The organism is Streptomyces flaveus (assembly GCF_014647675.1).
In the GTDB taxonomy this organism is placed as follows: Bacteria; Actinomycetota; Actinomycetes; order Streptomycetales; family Streptomycetaceae; genus Streptomyces; species Streptomyces flaveus.
The window spans coordinates 14,495-31,462 of the sequence record NZ_BMPQ01000014.1; the positions used below are offsets into that span (position 1 = coordinate 14,495).

A 16,968-nucleotide genomic window follows, 5' to 3' on the forward strand; every position below is an offset into this window, starting at 1 on the left:
CCACAGAAGGAGGCGACATGGACGCGGCTGACTTCAGCACCGTGCTGTCCGAGGTCCGGCGCTTCGTCCGGGAACGCGTCGTGCCGCTGGAGGCGGAGATCGACGAGAAGGACGAGATGCCGGCGGACATCCGCGAGGCGGCGAAGAAGATGGGGCTGTACGGCTTCGCCCTGCCCGAGGAGTACGGCGGGCTCGGCCTGTCGATGTACGAGGAAGCCCAGCTGATGTTCGAGCTCGGCTACACCACGCCGTCGCTGCGCTCGATGTTCGGCACCAACAACGGCATCGCAGGACATGTCCTCATGGTCGGCGGCACCGAGGAGCAGAAGGCGCACTGGCTGCCGCGGATCGCCTCCGGCGACGTACTGGCGTCCTTCGCGCTCACCGAGCCCGAGGCCGGATCGGACCCGTCGACGCTGACCACGAGGGCGCATCGGGATGATGGGGGCACCTCCCGCTCGAGCGCAGCCGAGAGTGGGGGAGACTGGGTGATCAACGGCGCCAAGCGCTACATCACCAACGCCCCGCTCGCCGACGTCTTCATGGTCTTCGCCCGCACCGACCCCGACGCTCCGCGCACCCGGGGCATCTCCACCTTCCTGGTCCCGGCGGGCACCCCGGGTCTCACCGTGGCGCCCAAGGACCACAAGATGGGGCAGCTCGGCGCCTGGACGGCGGACGTCTACTTCGACGACGTACGCGTACCGGCCGATGCCCTGGTCGGTGGCGAGGAAGGCCTGAACCGTGGTTTCGCCACGGCGATGGGCTGCCTCGCACACGGGCGTGTGCACATCTCGGCCCTGTGCGTGGGCATGGCGGAGCGGCTGGTCGACGAGTCGGTGGAGTACGCCCGTACCCGTAAGCAGTCCGGGAAGCTCATCGGTTCCTTCCAGCTCATCCAGGGCCTGATCGCCGACTCGATGACCGACTACTACGCCGGCCGGGCCACCGTCCTGGAGGCGGCCCGGGGCTTCGACTCGGGCGAGGACACCAAGATCGGCCCGTCCTGCACGAAGTACTTCGCCAGCGAGATGGTCTGGCGGGTCGCGGACCGCGCGGTGCAGATCCACGGCGGCGCGGGCTATATGCGCGGGGTCGCCGTGGAGCGCTTCTACCGGGACGCCCGGCTGTTCCGCATCTACGAGGGCACGAGCCAGATCCAGCAGGTCATCATCGCGAAAGCGCTGCTGGGGGAAGCGGCTCGCGGCTGAACCCGCCCGCAGAGGTGTGTCATTCTCGGCGCAGGACACCAGCCCGCCCGGTTCAGAAGGCGTGCGCCATCAGCTCCGCGAACAGCGCGTGCTCGTCGACATCGAGGCCCCGCGAGCGGAACCAGCCGCAGATGTTGGCGCAGTCGCGCTGGAGGAAGTTCATCCCGTTGAGGTTGCCGACCAGGTCGACGATCTGTGGCAGGTCGATGATGACCAGTCGCTCGCCCGCCGCCAGGATGTTGTACGCCGAGAGGTCGCCGTGCACGAGGCCGTTCTGCACCATCGTCGCGAGCGCATCGGTGAGCTGCTCGAAGTACGCCGCCAGCAGCTCGGGTGAGGGTCGAGTCTGGGCGAGCCGGGGCGCGGTCCCGACGGCGCCGTCCTCGTCGACGACGGTGATCCACTCCATCAGGATCTCGGTGCCGTCGATCTGGACCGGGTAGGGAACCGGCAGCCCGAGGTCCCAGAGCCGCACCAGCGCACCCCACTCGGACACCGCCCACTCGCCGGCCGCGACCTGCCGGCCGAAGGTGCTCTTCCGCTTGAGGGCCCGCTCGTCGCGTGAGCGCTTCATCGAGCGGCCCTCGGTGTAGGACGCGGAGCGGTGGAAGGTCCGGTGCTCGGGAGAGCGGTACCGCTTGGCCGCCATGACCACGCCGGCGGCGGGGTCGAGCGGGTCGGCGCGCTCGACGAGGTGGACGTCGGCCTCCTTGCCGGTCTTGAGGACGCCGAGTTCGGTGTCGATCGCGCCCTGCGAGGTCACCACCCAGTCCGGGAGCGGCTCGGGGCCTCGGCAGAGGGGTTCGACGCTGAGCCAGGTCGACCAGCGCTGGCCGTCCTCGAGGTCGTCGTAGGGACGGAAGTCGAAGACGAACCGGTCGTCGACGTCGCCCAGGTCGTCCGACGGCGGGACGTAGCGGTAGGCGTCGGTGCTGAAGTCGTCAGGAAATGCCGGGTGCTGAAGGTGCTGCGAGAGATCGTCGTGAGACATCGCTGGAGGTGCTCCATGAGGTGAGACGGAGGCGGTCTGCGGGCAGGCCGAGGACAGTCGTGGTCACGGTCGTGCCTCCTCTCGTGGAGCACCGGGCGGCTCCCGGTGTCTCGCCCATGGTGAGGGGCGGACACGGGGAGCGGCAACCGAATAAAGTCGGCCCGCGTCGAGCGGCCCCAAGGGCCCAGGCCCTGTCTCCCCGATCTTCGCGGATCAGCGCGCGGCGTCTGGTGCTGGGGGCACCTCCCACGCCTTTCAGGCAGTGGGGGAGCATCGGCGTGCGGCCGCATCGCCCTCGTACTGGACGTACTTGGGTGATGCGGCCGTGCGGCGAGGTGCCGTGCCAGGCGTCGTGCGCCCGCGAAGATCGGGGAGACAGGGCCTGGCGACGGCGCAGCGGTTCAATCAGATGCCGAGCCGGTCCAGCAGCCGCTCGTGGTACACCGCCGGGCCTCCGAACAGGAGTTGGGAGGACTTGGCGCGGCGGAAGTACAGATGGGCGGGGTGTTCCCAGGTGAAGCCGATGCCGCCGTGGACGTGGATGTTCTCCATCGCGGTGAACATGTACGCCCGTGAGCAGGCCACGTGCGCCACGCCTGCGGCGACCGGGTAGTCCGGGGAGCCCTCGGCGGCGAGCCGGGCGGCCTCGCGGGAGGCGGCCTCGGCCAGTTCGACCTGGACGAGCATGTCGGCGCACTTGTGCTTGACGGCCTGGAAGGAGCCGATGGGCCGACCGAACTGGTGGCGGGTGCGGGCGTATTCGGCCGCCGTCTCCAGGCAGCGGCGGGCGCCGCCGGACTGTTCGGCGGCGAGGGCGACCGAGGCGAAGTCCAGGACCTTGGCCATGATGCGTCCGCCGGATCCGTCGGAGCCGATGAGCGTCGCGGGGACGGCGTCCAGCGTCAGCCGGGCCATCGCCCGGGTGGCGTCCAGGGTTTCCATGGACTCGGCGGTCAGGCCGGGCGCTGTGCCGTCGACGGCGAAGAGCGAGGGTCCGCCGACTGTACGGGCGACGACCAGGACCAGGTCAGCCGTCGTACCGTCGATCACGAAGCTCTTGCGGCCGGTCAGTCTCCAGCCGCCCTCTCCACCCTCCCCGTCGCGCACCGCACGCGCGGAGATCAGGGCCGGGTCCCAGGAACCGCTGTTCTCGGCGACGGCCAGCGTGGCCGTGGTCGCTCCCGCGGCGATACCGGGGAGAAAGCGCGCGCAGGCTTCGGCGTCACCCGAAGCCAGCAGGGCCTGAGCGGCCAGGACGACCGTCGCGAAGAACGGTGCGCACAGCAGGGCGCGGCCCATCTCCTCCAGGACGACGCCGAGTTCGACGGGACCGAAGCCGTCACCGCCGTACTCCTCGGGGATCGCCAGGCCCGGCAGCCGCAGCTGCTCGGTCAACTGGGCCCATACGGCGGGGTCGTAACGCGGCTCGCTCTCCATGAGCTTGCGGACGGCTTCCTCGGGCGACTTCGCCTCAAGGAAGTCCCGTACGGCGGACCGCAGTTCGCTCAGTTCGCTCTCGTCGGCTGCGCCAACGCTCATGCCACACCTCCCAGTTCACGGAACGGCGACTTCGTGTCGATGCCCGGTTCCTTCGGCAGGCCGAGGACGCGTTCCGCGAGGATGTTCTTCATGATCTCCTCGGTGCCGCCGAGGATCCTCAACGCCGGGGTGGCCAACAGGAGTTCGGTCCAGGCGTACGTGCCCCACTGACCGGTGTCGGCGATGGCGCGCGGGCCGAGGACGTCCGAGACGAAGTGCGCGGCCTTGGTGAGGTTCTGGCCGTAGAGCAGCTTGGACACGGACATCTCGGGGCCGGGGGCGACGCCCGCGTGCAGCTTGCGCAGGGCGCGGGCGTTGAGGTGTTCGGTGGCGAGGACGTCGACGAGCAGTTCGGCGAGCCGGCCGCGCAGGGCCCGGTCGTCCCAGGTCCAGGTGGCGCGCATCAGCGCGGAGAGCCGGTCGGGCGACAGGGCGGCGGCCACCGGTCCGGCGCCCTCGCTGCCGACCGTGGCACGCTCGTTCATCAGGGTCGTCAGGGCGACGGTCCAGCCGCCGTCGACCTCGCCGAGCCGGTGGTTGTCGGGGATGCGGACGTCGGTGAGGAACACCTCGTTGAAGTCCGCGCCGCCGGTCATCTGCCGCAGCGGGCGGACCTCCACGCCGGGCGTGTCCATGGGGACGAGGAAGGCGGTGATGCCGCGGTGCTTGGGCGCGTCCGGATTCGTGCGCGTGAGCGCGAGGCCGATCTGGCTGTGCTGGGCGACCGAGGTCCACACCTTCTGGCCGTTCAGCACCCAGTCCTCGCCGTCGCGGACGGCACGGGTCGTCACGCTCGCCAGGTCGGAGCCGGCGCCGGGCTCGCTGAACAGCTGGCAGGCGATGGCGTCCCCGCGGTACATCGCGGGCAGCCAGTGGTCCTTCAGCGGCTGCGCGGCATGGGCGAGGATCGTCGGGCCGATCATGCCCAGGCCGATCACGCTGAGCGTGCCGGTGTCGGCGACGTCGTACTCGGACTCGATGGCGTCGTAGAGGAGATCGTGTACGGGGGTGAGTCCGCGTCCGCCGTACACGGGCGGTCCGGTGATCCAGCCGAAGCCGTTCTCGTAACGGATCCGCTGCCACTCCCGCGCCCGCCGCACCTGCTCGCGCTCCTCCTCGGGCGGGAGGGAGCTGAAGTACGCCATCGAGTCGTCGCCCTCGCCCCAGGTGAAGGCGGTGCGGTCGGGGGCCTTCGCCACGTGGGCGTCCAGGAAGCTGCGTACCTCGGCGGCGAAGGCCTGCATGTCGTGTTCCATTTGGGGCTCCGCGGTCAGGTGGACAGGATGGTCACCGCCGACACGCCGGGCGCGCCGTACAGGTGGGTGTAGCCGACGCGGGGCGTGCCGGGGATCTGCCGGGTCCCTGCGGTGCCGCGCAACTGGAGCACGATCTCGTGGATCTGGCGCAGTCCGGACGCGCCGATGGGCTCGCCGTTGCCGAGCAGTCCGCCGTCGGTGTTGACGGGGAGACGTCCGCCGATCTCGGTGACGCCCTCGGCGATGAGGCGTTCCTGCTCGCCGTCCTTGCAGAGCCCGTTCTCGGCCATGTGGATGATCTCGGATCCGGCATCGGTGTCCTGGAGTTGGGCGATGTCGACGTCCTCGGGTCCGATGCCCGCCTGCTCGTACGCGGCCCGGGAGGCGTCCACGGTCGGACTCGCCACCGGCTCCCCCACCGGCACGGACGGACTCTGCACCTCGAAGGCGCCGAAGCGGCGGCTGCGCAGGGCGGTGGCCCGGACCCGTATCGGCGTCGAGGTGGTGTATTTGTGGGCCTGGTCGGCCCGGCACATGACGACGGCGGCGGCGCCCTCGTCGGGTCCGCAGTACATGAACTGCCGCAGTGGGTAGTTGAGGACCGGTGAGGCGAGGATCTCCTCGACGGTGAGCGGCGTGCGTCGCCAGGCCTTCTCGTTACCGGCGGCGTTGCCGAAGTTCTTGGCCGCCACGCGTGCGAGCGTCTCGTGGGAGATGCCGTGGTCGTGCATATAGCGGTTGATCTTCATGCCGAAGAAGTGAGTGGTGAGGAAGAGTCCGGTCTGCCCGTACCAGGAAGGGATTCCGGCGACGGACGGGTCGGCGGCGAAGGCGCCGCGCGGGTGCTTGTCCATGCCGATGGCGATGGTCAGTTCGTGTTCGCCGGTCTCGATGGCGCGGGCGGCCAGCGCCACCGCCGTGCCGGCCGTGGCGCAGCCGTTGAAGACGCCGCGCAGCGGTACGCCGGTAAGGCCGAGGCGGCCGACGATCGCGTCCGGGTTGGCGACCTCGAAGCTGCCGACGTAACCGGCCTGGATCTGGGGCCAGTTGACGCCCGCGTCGGCGAGCGCCATGCGTACGGCGTCCGCGCCCATGTCCATCGCGGGCTTGCCCGGGAAGCGGCCGAAGGGGTGCAGTCCCGTTCCGATGATGACCGCTTCCGTCATGACTGCTCCTCGGGCTCGTCGGGCTCGTCGGCCGGGGTGAACGCGAAGGTGAGGACCTCGGTGCCGTCGGCGTCCACGGTGTAGGGCACGAGCGTGAGTCGCATCCGCTGCCCGATGGTCAGCTTCTCCGGGTCGGGTTCGGTGAGCCGGGCCTCGACCAGGACCTCGCCGGGGAGTTCGACGTATCCGACGGTGTACGGCTCGAAGGTGGCGGCGGTGTCGGATCCGTCGTACGGCGGTGAGGGTGGGCGGAAGCCCTGGGTGGTGAAGGTCCACAGCGTGCCGCTGTCCGCCAGGAGCCGCTCCTTCGCTTCCGGGCTCCCGCAGCGTACGCAGTGGGTGTCCGTGGGGAAGCTGACCAGTCCGCAGGCCGTGCACTCGGTGCCGATGAGCCGGGGCTGGTCGGTGGGCGGCCAGGTGAACAGGCCGTCTGCTACAGGCTTTTGCGTCGTCATCTCGTGCCCCTCACGCCGTGCCGTTGCGGTTGCCCAGGGCGTCGGCGTTCGGTGCCGCCTTGGCCACGAGGTTCGGGACGACGGAGGACAGCTCCTCGGGTGTCCACCGGGACTCGGCACTCGCGCCGGGGCCGTTGACCCAGCCCTCCAGGACCGTGATGCGGTTGCCCATCACGCCGAAGACGCGGCCCGTGACCTCGCGGGAGGCCGCCGAGCCCAGCCACACCACGAGCGGTGAGATGGCCTCCGGGGTCAGGTCCTGGCTCTCGGCGGCCCGTTTCATCATCTCGATGTCCTCGGTCAGTCGGGTCAGGGCGGTCGGCGCGATGGCGTTGACCGTGACTCCGTAGCGGGCGAGTTCGGCGGCGGCGATGATGGTGAGGCTGGTGAGACCGGCCTTCGCCGAGCCGTAGTTCGACTGGCCGGGGTTGCCGAAGATGCCGGACGGGGACGTCGTGTTGATGACGCGGGCGTCGTTCTGCTGCCCGGACTTGGCGCGTTCGCGCCAGTACGCCGCCGCGTGGTGCAGGGTGGCGAAGCCGCCCTTGAGGTGGACGGCGAGCACGCTGTCCCAGTCCTGTTCGGTCATCGACACGATCATCCGGTCGCGGAGGATGCCCGCGTTGTTGACCAGTACGTCCAGGCCGCCGAAGGTGTCGACGGCCTGCTGGACGAGCCGGGCGGCACCGTCCCAGGACGAGATGTCGTCGGTGTTGGCCACCGCCTCGCCGCCGGACGCGGTGATCTCGTCCACCACGGTCTGGGCGGGGCCGGCCGAGGCGCCCGCGCCGTCGCGCGAGCCGCCCAGGTCATTGACCACGACCTTCGCGCCCTGCGCGGCGAACGCCAGCGCGTGGGCGCGGCCGATCCCGTTGCCGGCTCCGGTGACGACCACGACTCGGCCGTCAACCACTCCTTGCGACATCCCAACTCCTACGCTCCGCTTGGAAGGACAGTTTTGAATCTGCGGGGCGGTGGGGGCTGGTCGCGCCCGCGCGGCGGAGCCGCATATGCCACCGCCCCGCGCCCCTTACGGGGCGCTGTACTGGACCGGCCCTCACCAAGGCGCCCTAGTTGATCTCCGCGAGAAGCACTCGCGGGTCCTCGCTGCCGCAGCCGCACCTGTCCGTGACAACCTGGCCCGCAAGGCCCAGCGGCGTTTCCGGAAGCCCGGACCCGCGCCCCTCCCCCGCCGCGATGAACAGCCCCCCGTCCCGCTCGCCGACCCGCCACTCGGCGCCGTTGACGTGCGCTCCGGTCCGCTCGGGACACTCCAGTGCGAGGGCCGGACCCACCGTCGTCATCAGGGCGGCGGGCACACCGGCCCGGCGCAGCAGCGGTACGGCGGCCGGGCGGGCCAGTACGACCTGGGTCGCCCGGAACATCTCGCCGATGTCGGCGCCGCCGCTGAGTCCCTCCAGGGTCTCGGCGGACAGGCCGATCACCGCGTGAGGCTTCAGTTCCCGGTGGAAGACCGCGGTACGGCGGTGGTCCCAGCCCATCGCCTCGGCGATGCCGTACGTCACCTTCAGCGCGCGCAGCGCCCCGATGACCGAGCGGCCCCAGAAGCCCTCGAATCCGGAGGCGGTCAGCAACGCCCGCTGTCCGGCGGCCAGTTGGTGGCCGCGCAGCGCTGCGGTGGCCCAGGCGGTGTCGCGGTCGATCTCCGCCCAGGTCAGTTTGGTTTCCTGGATGCCGTCCGCGGTTGGGAAACGCACGATGTAGGCGAGGTCGGGCCGGTCGAGTTCGCGGGCCCTGGCCAGGGTGTCGGCGCGTGCCATCAGCTCTTCACCACCCTCGGGAACTTGGCGACGCTGGTCATGGTCTGCAACAGCTCCTCCTCGGTGCGCAGATCGAGCACCGGCTCGACACCGGTCCGCTCGTGCACGGCCTTGCCGAGCCGCCCGGCCAAGGCCTCGACGTCGGCGGTGAGTTCGGGGTCGTAGCCGACGCGCAGCCGCAGTTCGTCGACCTCGCGGGCCGCTCGTACGATCTGGAAGACGCCCGCCACCGTCTCCGGCTGGTCCTCCACCGCCTGCCAGATGTCCCGCAGGACCACGGAACGCCCCTGGACGAGGGTCTCGTCGCCGCTGCGGCCTGCCACCCACATGCGGGCGTGGGTGCGTCCGCAGCCGCAGGTGTCCCGGGACAGCCGTACGAGGTCCTCGCTGCGGTAACGGATCAGCGGCGCGGCCCGGTTGTCGAGGTCGGTGGCGACCAGTTCGCCGACGCTGCCCGCCGCGACCTCTCGCGACCCGGATTCGTCGATGTCCAGGCACTCGGCGAAGACGGTGTCCTCCCAGAGGTGGAAGCCGTCGTGCTCCCGGCACTCCCAGGCGGTGCCGGTGTCGGCCGCGCTGGTGTACTCGTAGACGTCGATGCCCCAGTCGTCGCGGATCCGGTCGCGCATCCTGCGGCTGAGCGGCTGGCCGGCGCACGAGGCGCCCTTCAGGGAGGAGAACGCCTCCTTGAGATCCACCTTGTCGGCCAGATGCTCCAGCTCCACCATCTGCGGATACATCATCTGGAGGTAGGCGGGGCGGTAGGTGCGGACGGCCTCGACGACCTCGTGCATCTTGCCGAGCCAGGTGTCCACCTCGACGACCACCGCGCCGAGCGCCTGGTAGCCGGGGTCCATGAGATTGCGGAAGGTGCCGGGCGGGCTGAGCACCACGTCCCCGGGCCGCAGTCCGAGCTCCCACAGGTCACGCACCTGTGCGGTGATCAGGGGCGGCGCGTCCTCCCAGATCTCGGCGAAGAACTCCGGGTCGCCGGTGGTGCCCGAGCTGGAGGACACGGAGGTCAGCTCCTCGGGCGGGACGCAGAGCAGTCCGCCGAAGGGGTCCTTGGTGCGGGCCCGGTAGGCGCGCACCATGTCCTTGGTGATGAAGGGGATGCGTTCCTGGAAGTCCTCCAGGGAGCGGATGTCCCGCGGGTGTACGCCGTGTTCGTCCCAGAGTTCGCGGTAGAAGGCCGAGTTGCCATAGGCGTACTCGACCAGCTCCAGGACCCGCTCCTGCTGCCTCGCACGGAGCTGATCGCGGGGCATCGTCTCCACTTGTGGCTCGAAGTACCTGTTACCGGCCATGGCGCCTCCTCGCAGCCTCGTTCGGCTGCCCAGATCTTCCAGCTATCAGCGTAATGAGTCAACTAATTGGACGGAATCAGCTCGATGCACCCGCCCACTCGAGGCAGACGACACGGCCGAGTCTTCCCGTAGCTCCGCACAACACCTAAAGTGTCTAACTAATTGCATCCATTGCCCCGAAGGAGCGCCATGGCGAAGATCTGGGTCAACTCGGGAGACTCCCATGTGATGGAGCCCGACGACCTGTGGACCGAGGCCCTGCCGCCGCGTCTCGCCGAGCGGGCGCCACGCAGTGAGCGCGGCGAGAAGTACGAAGTGCTCTACATCGACGGCGAGCGCATCGACCGCCAGCTCAACGACTTCATGGACGCCATGCGCCCGCCGGGCGCCAAGGATCTCGACGTACGCCTCAAGGACCTGGACCAGGAGGGCGTCTGGAGCCAACTGGCCTTCCCCTCCATGGGGTTCTGGCTGGTCTCGATCACCGAGCGGGAGCTGGCCCGGGAGACTGTACGGGCCTGGAACGACTGGGCGCACTCCGAGATCCTCGGCAGGAACAAGCGCGTCATCACACCCGCCTGCGTCTCCACGGCGGACATCGACGACGCGGTCGCCGAGGTCGAGCGCGTGGCGGAGCTCGGCTTCAAGTCGGTGTTCCTGCCGTGCTCCACACGGCCCGGCGAGGAGTACGCGCTGGACCGCTGGGAGCCGCTGTGGACCGCCGCCGAGCGAGCAGGGGTGGTGCTCGCCTTCCATATCGGCACCGGCGGCGAGAACGTGGTCTTCCGCGGTCCCGGCGGCGCGGTCGTCAACTACATGGAGACGACCTACCCGGGCATGCGCGTGGTGGCCCACATGGTCGCGGGTGGCGCCCTTGACCGCCACCCCGACCTGAAGATCCTCATCGCCGAGGGCGGCGCCGGGTGGGTGCCTGCGATCGGCGACCGGATGGACGAGGCCTACCGCCAGCACGGCATGTTCGTACGGCCGAAGCTGAGCCGGCTGCCGAGCGAGATCATCCGGCAGCAGGTGTACGCCTCCTTCCAGCACGACAAGAGCTCCGTGGAGGTCGTGGAGGCGACGGGCTACTACAACGTGATGTGGGGCGACGACTATCCCCACCTCGAGGGCACGTACGGCCACACCCAGTCGACGCTGCACGAGCTCTTCGAGGGCGTGGACGACAAGATCCGTGAGCGGGTCACCCGCGGCACCTTCAACGAACTGTTCAGCCCGCCGGAGCAGACGCCCGAAGAGGCCGCCGTCTGAACGCGTCATCCGCTGAAGCCCGGCCGCTGAACCCCCGTCCGCGAGGAGGCGCGAAGAAGCGCTCATGACCCGCCAGCCCGAATATCCCGAATCGCCCGAATATCCCGAGGATCTGGAACAGCCGGGGCTCGTACGGACCGGCCGGTCGACGTTCATCCGTCCCATCCGGCCGGACGACGCCGACCGGCTGGTCGACTTCGTCGGCCGGCTGTCGCGGGCGACTCTGGCGTTCCGCTCCCTCGGCCCGGTGGTCCGGGCCCGGGACGAGGTGATCCGGCGCGGCGCGCACGTCGACTACCTCAACGAGCTGGCCCTCGTCGCCCTCGCCGGTGACGACATCGTCGGCCTGGTCCGCTATCTGCGCGACGCCGAACGGCCGGACCACGCCGAGGTCACGTTCACGATCCGGGACGACCACCAGAGCGAGGGCTTCGGGCGGCTGCTGCTCGAACACATCGCCGCGGCGGCCAGGGACCGTGGGATCCGGGTCCTGGAAGCGGACCTGCTCACCGACAACGTACGCATGATCAATGTGTTCCTCGGCTCCGGCTACCGGGTCGAGACCGGCCCGCCCGGCCAGATCCTGCACTTCGACATCGCCATCGACCCGCAGGCCGAGGCCGTCGCCCGGGCCGAGCGGCGCGAGCACACGGCCGTACGGCGCTCGCTGCGGCCCCTGCTCGAACCGCGGTCCGTCGCCGTCGTCGGCGCCAACCGCAGCCCGCTGACCATCGGCCACGAGATCGTGGCCAACCTGCTGCGCGGCGGCTTCCCCGGCAGCGTCTTCCCCGTCAACCCGCACGCCGACGAGATCGCCGGGGCACGGGCCTACCCCAGCATCCGGGAGCTGCCCGAGCCTCCGGATCTGGTGCTGGTCGCCGTACGGGCCGAGGCCGTTCCGGGAGTCGTACGGGAGTGTGCGGAGGCCGGCGTGAAGGCGGTGGTTGTCGTATCAACCGGCTTCGGCGAGACGGGTCCCGACGGGCGCGCGGCCGAGCTGGAGCTGGCCCGGTTCGCGCGGGCCTCCGGGATGCGGCTGGTGGGCCCGAACTGCATGGGTGTGGTCAACACAAGCTCCGGAGCGCGGCTGGCCGCGACCTTCTCGCCCGCCCTGCCCGCGCCCGGCCGGGTCGCGATGTCCAGCCAGTCCGGGCCGCTCGGCCTCACCGTGCTGGACCTGGCCCGGCGGCTGCGCCTCGGCTTCTCCGGTTTCGTGTCGGTCGGGCACTCCGTCGACGTGTCCACCAACGATCTGCTCCAGTGGTGGGACGAGGACCCCGGCACCTCGGTGATCCTGCTGCACGTCGAGCACTTCGGCGATCCGCGCCGGTTCGCCCGCATCGCCCGCCGGGTCGCCCCGCGCAAGCCGATCGTCGCGGTCCATCCCGGGCACGCGGACACGGCTGTCGACTCGCTGTTCGCGCAGTCCGGGGTGATCCGTACGCGGAGCCTCCAGGAGCTGTTCGACGTCGCCCTGTTGCTGTCCCATCAGCCTCCCCCGGCCGGCAACCGGGTCGCCGTGCTCACCAACGCGGGCGGTCCGGCCGCGCTGACGGTCGGCGCCTGCGCGGCGAGCGGGCTGCGGGTCGCCACGCTCGGCGACCGCACCCGTCAGACGCTCCGCTCGGCGCTCGCGCCCCAGGCGGAGGTCGCCAACCCGGTCGACCTGACGCCGACGGCCACCGCCGCGCACTACCGGCAGGCGCTGGACGCCGTGCTCGCCGACGACGAAGTGGACGCCGCGATCGTGCTGTTCATGCCTCCGCTGGCGGACAAGGCCGACGAGGTGGCGTCGGCGATCCTCGACGCGGCGTCGGCCCAGCCGTCGAAACCGGTGGTGACCAGTTTCCTGGGCGGCGCGGGCGTCGCCGATCTGCTGCGCCGGGGCGAACTGGTCGTACCGACCTACGCGTTCCCCGAGTCGGCCGCCGCCTCGCTCGGTCATGCGGCGGCGTACGAGGCGTGGCGGAGCCGTCCGGCCGGTTTCGTACCGGACCTCGACGGCATCGACACGGAGCGTGCGCGGGCGCTGCTCGCCGGGCTGTCCGCGGGTTCGGTTCCGGCGTCCGTGGCCCGGGAGTTGCTGGGGTGCTACGGGATCGACGTAAGCGATGTAAGCGACGAAACGGGATCCGGTCCCGGCCGGGACGCGTTCCTGCGCGTCGACGCCGATCCGGTGTTCGGGCCGGTGGTCGCGTTCGGGCTCACCGGGGACTACGCCGACCTGATGGCGGACGTCGCGTACCGCGTCACTCCGCTCAGCGACCGCGACGCGCGCGAGATGATCCGCTCGCTGCGGGCGGCGCCGTTGCTGGACGGCCGGGTGGGTGGCCGGGGTGTGGATCTGGCGGCCCTTGAGGAGACCGTGTTGCGGATCTCCGCGATGGTCGAGGACCTCCCGGAGATCGAGGCGATGGACCTGCGTCCGGTGCGCCTTGCGCCTCCCGGGGAAGGGGTCGCCGTCACTCGGGCGGAGATCCGGCTGTGCGAACCGAAGAACCGGGAGGCGGTCTGAGTGAAGAGCCGAGAGGCGGTCGGAGTGAGCCGCGAGGTGCCCTGCGTGAAGAGCCGAGAGGTGGCCTGAGCCATGAAGGTGGGCATCTACTTCGACCTGCGCAACCCGCCGCCCTGGCAACGGAGTTGGTCCCGGGTCTACGGCTTCGCCCTCGAGATGTGCGAGGAGGCGGACCGGCTGGGACTCGACTCGGTCTGGTTCTCCGAGCACCACGGCTTCGAGGACGGCTATCTCCCGCAGCCGCTCACCATGGCCGCCGCCGCTGCCGCGCGCACCCGCCGGATACGCCTTGGCACGGCCGTGATCCCCGCACCGCTGCACGCGGCACCCGAGATCGCCGAGCAGGCCGCACTCGTGGACATCCTGAGCGAGGGACGGCTCGATCTCGGGCTCGGCACCGGGTATCGCGTACCCGAATACCGGTTGTACGGGGCGGATCTCGCCAAGCGGTACTCCACCACCGACCGGCGGGTCCGCGAGATCCGCGAACTGTGGGCCTCGTCCTCGGTCACCCCGGGTCCGGTCCAGGACCCGCTGCCGATCTGGCTCGGCTACCAGGGGCCACAGGGAGCCCGGCGGGCCGGCCGGCTGGGTACGGGGCTGCTGTCGCTCAATCCCACGCTGCTCGCGCCGTACCGGGAAGGGCTCGTGGAGGGCGGGCACGAAGGGTCGCTGGCGCGGATGCAGGGTTCGTTCACCAGCTTCGTCACCGAGGATCCGGACGGTGACTGGCCGGTGGTGCGGGAGCACTTGGCGTACCAGTGGGACAGTTATCGCCGGTACATGGTGGAGGGGACCGATCAGCCGGTTCCCCGTCCCATCGATCCGGAGAAGTGGCGGGAGACCGGGCTGCGCGCGAGTGGCTTCGCCCAATTTCTGTACGGTACACCGGAGTTGGTGGCCGGGGCTGTCAAGGAGTACGTGGCCGGGTTGCCGGTCGAGGGGGTGTTCCTGTGGGCTTCGCTGGCCGGGATGCCCGAGGAGATGGTCGCCCGGCAGGTTCAGCTGATCGCCGGGAAGCTACGGCCGCTGTTGGCCGACGTCTGATGTGCTGACGCTGACGTACCGAGGTTCGAGACGAGGGAGTGCCCGTATGCCGACGCCGAACGCCCAGTGGGCCGGATCGGACTTCCAGGAGCCGCCGCGTACGACGGGCGGGGTCGCGTTGTGCGGGGCCTGTCGCGCGGCCGGTGCGTGTCGTCTCGGCGTGGACAAGGAACGGCTCGGCGCGGATGGCGTGGCGTGGTTCGAACTGGCCTGTCCGCGGTCCCAGGAAGGCGGGCCGAACGTCGCGCACGGCGGCTGGACGGCGTCCGTCATGGACGAATGTCTGGGCCATCTCCCCTTGCTGAACCGGGTGTTGAGCGTGACGGCCGAACTGACGGTGAGCTTCGTGAAGCCGGTGCCGGTGGAACGACCGGTTCAGGTCCGTGCCTGGGTCGAGCGGCGGGAGGGTTCGCGCTGGTACATCGCCGGCGAGATGACGCTGCTGCCGGGCGGCGCGGTGCTCGCGCGGGCGTCGGGGGTCTGGGTGACGCGGGATCCGGGGCACTTCGCTCGCCACGAGGCGTGGTTGGCCGAGCAGTAGCTTCCACTGGAAGCGGGAACCGACGGAGCGTTCCAGCGCCTGACCGAACTTATTGCAACCGAATGTCTTGACATGCGAGGTGGCCGCTCTCACCATTACCGGAATTAGAGCGCTCTAGTAGAGCGATCCAGTTACCCACGCATGACCGGCTCGATGGAGAGGACAGGGATGCATGGTGAAGGCCAGAGAACGTCTGCAGCGCTACAGCCTGGTCGGCCCTGAGGGCGAACGCGCCGTGGAGGCGGGGCTGGCCGACGGCACCGACTGGTTCCGCAGCGACGTGCCGCGCCGCCGGATGAAGGAGCTGATGCGCCGCTCGGACGGCCCGGCGATCCGCGACACGGTCATCTGGCTGGGCGCCATGGCGGTGTTCGGGACACTGGGTGCCGTCTTCTGGGGCAGCTGGCTTGCGGTGCCGTTCTTCGCCGCCTACGGAGTCCTGTACGGATCGGCATCGGACTCACGCTGGCACGAGTGCGGGCACGGCACCGCCTTCAAGAACCGCCGGCTCGACGACGCCGTGTACTGGCTGGCCTCGTTCATGGTCATGAGGAACCCGACCGTGTCGCGCTGGAGCCACACCCGGCACCACACCGACACGCTGATCCTCGGCCGCGACCCGGAGATCCAGGTGATGCGGCCGGCCCGGCTGGCCCGCCTCCTGGCCAACTTCCTCGGCCTGGTCGACGTACCCCTGGCGCTGCGCGACACCCTCCTGCACGCCTTCGGACGGCTCACCGCGGAACAGCGCACCTACGTCCCCGACACCGAGCGGGCCAAGGTGTTCCGCACGGCGCGCGTCTGGCTGGCGATCTACGCCGCCGTGATCGCCGCCTGTGTGCTGACCGGCTCGATCCTGCCGGCGATGTTCGTCGGCCTGCCGCGGATGTACGGCGGCTACATGCTCTACGTCTACGGCCTCACGCAGCACGCCGGGATGGGCGAGAACGTACTCGACCACCGGCTCAACACCCGCACCGTGCACATGAACCGCGTCAACCGGTTCCTGTACTGGAACATGAACTACCACGTCGAGCACCACATGTTCCCGATGATCCCCTACCACCGGCTGCCGGAGCTGCACGAGGAGATCAAGGACGAGCTGGCGCCCGCGTACCCGTCGCTGTGGGCGGCGTACAAGGAGATCATCCCGGCGGTGCTGCGCCAGCTGAAGGACCCGACGTATTACGTGCGCCGTGAACTGCCCCCGGGGGCACCGCCGTTGCACGCCCGCTCCGACGGCCGCGCACTCGCCCAGTAGGAGGCACCCCGCATGTCCACGTGGATAGCCGCATGCCAGACCGACGACATCGACCCCGAAGACGTCGTCCCCTTCCAGCACGAGGGGGTGGACTACGCCATCTACCGCTCCCCGGACGACGACTTCTACGCCACCGCGGGGCACTGCACCCACGAACGGATGCTGCTGTGCGACGGCCTGGTCATGGACAACACCATCGAATGCCCCAAGCACAACGGCCGGTTCGACTACACCACCGGGAGGGCCGCGGGCGCTCCTGTCCTCGTCGACCTGCGGACCTACCCGGTCCGGGTCGAGGACGGCACCGTCTTCATCGAGATCGGCTGACCGGTGGGCGCCGCACCGGGGATGGTGGTCGTCGGGGCCGGCGAATGCGGCACGCGCGCCGCGTTCGAGCTGCGTGAGGCGGGCTGGACCGGCCCGATCACGCTGGTGGGCTCGGAGAACGTACTGCCGTACGAGCGCCCGCCACTGTCCAAGTCCGTGCTCACCGGGCCTGAGGAGGCCTGCGAGCCCACCGCGCTGTGTGAGAGCCGCGCGCTGCGGGACGCCGGCATCGAGTTCATCGCCGGGGCCGCCGTCACCGGTATCGATCGCGACGCTCACCACGCCGTGCTCTCCGACGGGCG

General features: G+C 70.2%; 16 protein-coding genes. 8 read left to right on the plus strand and 8 right to left on the minus strand.

Features of this window, described 5'->3' with window-relative positions:
* Positions 1 to 17: 17 nt before the first annotated feature.
* The gene (locus tag IEZ21_RS25560) at positions 18 to 1,211 is read left to right on the plus strand and encodes an acyl-CoA dehydrogenase family protein (RefSeq protein ID WP_189324228.1); all 1,194 of its coding nucleotides are present in this window, start codon (positions 18 to 20) and stop codon (positions 1,209 to 1,211) included.
* A 52-nt stretch (positions 1,212 to 1,263) separates the two neighbouring features.
* Here the strand turns inward: IEZ21_RS25560 and IEZ21_RS25565 are convergent, their stop codons facing one another.
* The 8 genes from IEZ21_RS25565 to IEZ21_RS25600 all read right to left on the minus strand — a co-directional run bounded on the left by IEZ21_RS25565 (position 1,264) and on the right by IEZ21_RS25600 (position 9,706).
* The gene (locus IEZ21_RS25565; RefSeq protein ID WP_189324229.1) at positions 1,264 to 2,202 is read right to left on the minus strand and encodes a serine protein kinase RIO; all 939 of its coding nucleotides are present in this window, start codon (positions 2,200 to 2,202) and stop codon (positions 1,264 to 1,266) included.
* A gap of 405 nt (positions 2,203 to 2,607) precedes the next feature.
* Entirely contained in the window at positions 2,608 to 3,741 is a 1,134-nt protein-coding gene (locus IEZ21_RS25570; RefSeq protein ID WP_189324230.1) for an acyl-CoA dehydrogenase family protein, read from the minus strand.
* Positions 3,738 to 4,997, minus strand: a complete 1,260-nt coding sequence (locus IEZ21_RS25575) for an acyl-CoA dehydrogenase family protein (protein ID WP_189324231.1) — start codon at positions 4,995 to 4,997, stop codon at positions 3,738 to 3,740. Before IEZ21_RS25575 ends, IEZ21_RS25570 begins: the two co-directional genes overlap by 4 nt.
* Positions 4,998 to 5,011: 14 nt before the next feature.
* Positions 5,012 to 6,163 (minus strand): thiolase family protein, encoded by a 1,152-nt coding sequence (locus IEZ21_RS25580; RefSeq protein ID WP_189324232.1) that lies wholly within the window; start codon positions 6,161 to 6,163, stop codon positions 5,012 to 5,014.
* Positions 6,160 to 6,618 carry a Zn-ribbon domain-containing OB-fold protein gene (locus IEZ21_RS25585; protein WP_189324233.1) on the minus strand — a complete coding sequence of 153 codons (459 nt, stop codon included), beginning with the start codon at positions 6,616 to 6,618 and terminating at the stop codon, positions 6,160 to 6,162. The genes IEZ21_RS25580 and IEZ21_RS25585 overlap by 4 nt, the downstream gene beginning before the upstream one ends.
* Positions 6,619 to 6,628: 10 nt before the next feature.
* Positions 6,629 to 7,543: an SDR family oxidoreductase gene (locus IEZ21_RS25590; RefSeq protein WP_189324234.1), complete on the minus strand. Its 915-nt coding sequence runs from the start codon at positions 7,541 to 7,543 to the stop codon at positions 6,629 to 6,631.
* 145 nt (positions 7,544 to 7,688) lie between these two features.
* Positions 7,689 to 8,399 (minus strand): hypothetical protein, encoded by a 711-nt coding sequence (locus IEZ21_RS25595; RefSeq protein ID WP_189324235.1) that lies wholly within the window; start codon positions 8,397 to 8,399, stop codon positions 7,689 to 7,691.
* The gene (locus IEZ21_RS25600) at positions 8,399 to 9,706 is read right to left on the minus strand and encodes a phenylacetate--CoA ligase family protein (RefSeq protein WP_189324236.1); all 1,308 of its coding nucleotides are present in this window, start codon (positions 9,704 to 9,706) and stop codon (positions 8,399 to 8,401) included. Before IEZ21_RS25600 ends, IEZ21_RS25595 begins: the two co-directional genes overlap by 1 nt.
* 189 nt (positions 9,707 to 9,895) lie before the next feature.
* Between IEZ21_RS25600 and IEZ21_RS25605 the strand changes: the two genes are divergently transcribed.
* The 7 genes from IEZ21_RS25605 to IEZ21_RS47050 all read left to right on the plus strand — a co-directional run.
* Positions 9,896 to 10,975, plus strand: a complete 1,080-nt coding sequence (locus IEZ21_RS25605) for an amidohydrolase family protein (RefSeq protein WP_189324237.1) — start codon at positions 9,896 to 9,898, stop codon at positions 10,973 to 10,975.
* A gap of 64 nt (positions 10,976 to 11,039) precedes the next feature.
* A complete protein-coding gene (locus IEZ21_RS25610) occupies positions 11,040 to 13,490 on the plus strand; it encodes a bifunctional acetate--CoA ligase family protein/GNAT family N-acetyltransferase (RefSeq protein ID WP_189324238.1) in 2,451 nt (816 codons plus the stop codon).
* Between the two features lie 72 nt (positions 13,491 to 13,562).
* Positions 13,563 to 14,537 carry an LLM class flavin-dependent oxidoreductase gene (locus IEZ21_RS25615; protein WP_189324239.1) on the plus strand — a complete coding sequence of 325 codons (975 nt, stop codon included), beginning with the start codon at positions 13,563 to 13,565 and terminating at the stop codon, positions 14,535 to 14,537.
* A 46-nt stretch (positions 14,538 to 14,583) separates the two neighbouring features.
* Entirely contained in the window at positions 14,584 to 15,078 is a 495-nt protein-coding gene (locus tag IEZ21_RS25620) for a PaaI family thioesterase (protein ID WP_078491579.1), read from the plus strand.
* Between the two features lie 172 nt (positions 15,079 to 15,250).
* Positions 15,251 to 16,339, plus strand: coding sequence for a fatty acid desaturase family protein (locus IEZ21_RS25625; protein ID WP_213089351.1), 1,089 nt, complete (start codon positions 15,251 to 15,253; stop codon positions 16,337 to 16,339).
* A 12-nt stretch (positions 16,340 to 16,351) separates the two neighbouring features.
* On the plus strand, positions 16,352 to 16,666 hold the full coding sequence (locus tag IEZ21_RS25630; RefSeq protein WP_189324240.1) for a MocE family 2Fe-2S type ferredoxin: 315 nt from the start codon (positions 16,352 to 16,354) through the stop codon (positions 16,664 to 16,666).
* Between the two features lie 3 nt (positions 16,667 to 16,669).
* Positions 16,670 to 16,968 (plus strand): FAD-dependent oxidoreductase (locus tag IEZ21_RS47050; RefSeq protein WP_213089352.1); only part of this gene is annotated, 299 nt, incomplete at its 3' end.